Genomic DNA, 982 nt, shown 5'->3' with positions numbered 1-982 from the left:
TGCTGGGACTGATGGCGCTGGTGGCCGTTTTCTGGGGCGGCGCTCGAGGGCTCGACAGCTGGCAGGCATCCCGATCTGCTGCGGCCGTGCGGGAGCACAGCCAGCGGGTGGACATCACGCTCTACACGACCTCGACGTGCCCTTACTGCGCGAAAGCCATCGCATGGCTGAATCAGCACGAAGTGCGCTGGCGGGAATGCAACGTTGAAACCGATGCCGCTTGCCAGAAGACCTACGTCGAACAAGGCGCGCCGGGCGTGCCGCTGGTGCGCGCCGGAGAACTCTGGCACCTGGGTTTTCATGCCCCCTGGCTGGCCGAGGCCCTGGCTGCACAGGACAAGGGCGATCCGCCTCAGTCGCTCAAGCCCAGCCGAGAGAGCTCCCCGCGCCCTTGACGCAACACCTGCGCGCCACCCTGGCTCAGGTCGATGACGGTGGTGGGCGCCATGGGACACGCCCCAGCATCCACAACCGCCTGAATGCGCTTTTGCAGGGCCTCGCGGATGAGTTGTGCATCGTTGAGGGGCTCGACCTCATCGGGCAGGATCAGGGTGGTGGCCAGCAGCGGTTGGCCCATTTCGGTCAGCAGCGACTGCGTGACGCGGTGGTCTGGCACCCTCAGCCCGATCGTGCGCCGCGAGGGGTGCGACACCCGCCTGGGCACCTCTTTCGTGGCCTCCAGGATGAAGGTGTATGGCCCTGGCGTGGCCAGCTTGAGCAGCCGGTATTGCTGGTTGTCGACCCGCGCGTAGCTGGCCAGCTCGGAGAGGTCTCGGCACAACAGCGTCAGGTGATGGCGCTCGTCAACGCCACGGATGCGCCGCAGCTGATCCACCGCGGACTTGTCGTCGAGGTGGCAAACCAGGGCATAGCTGGAATCGGTGGGCACCGCGACCACGCCGCCCTGGTGCAGGAACGCTGCCGCCTGCTTGAGCAATCGAGGCTGGGGGTGTTCCGGGTGAACTTCAAAAAGTTGGGCCAA

At 66.1% G+C, this 982-nt stretch carries 2 protein-coding genes; one reads left to right on the top strand and one right to left on the bottom strand.

Features of this window, described 5'->3' with window-relative positions:
• The coding region (locus B2W70_RS06260) for a glutaredoxin family protein (protein WP_286743916.1) at window positions 1-395 on the top strand (395 nt) is incomplete at its 5' end.
• Here the strand turns inward: B2W70_RS06260 and B2W70_RS06255 are convergent.
• Window positions 353-982, bottom strand: a 630-nt coding sequence (locus B2W70_RS06255) for an L-threonylcarbamoyladenylate synthase (protein WP_286743914.1), incomplete at its 5' end; no start/stop codon positions are given. The genes B2W70_RS06260 and B2W70_RS06255 overlap by 43 nt on opposite strands.

Source organism: Aquabacterium sp. UBA2148 (assembly GCF_002328915.1).
Lineage (GTDB): Bacteria > Pseudomonadota > Gammaproteobacteria > Burkholderiales > Burkholderiaceae_C > Aquabacterium > Aquabacterium parvum.
Note: the sequence above shows the minus strand (reverse complement) of the source record. Positions and strands in the feature narration are given on the sequence as shown.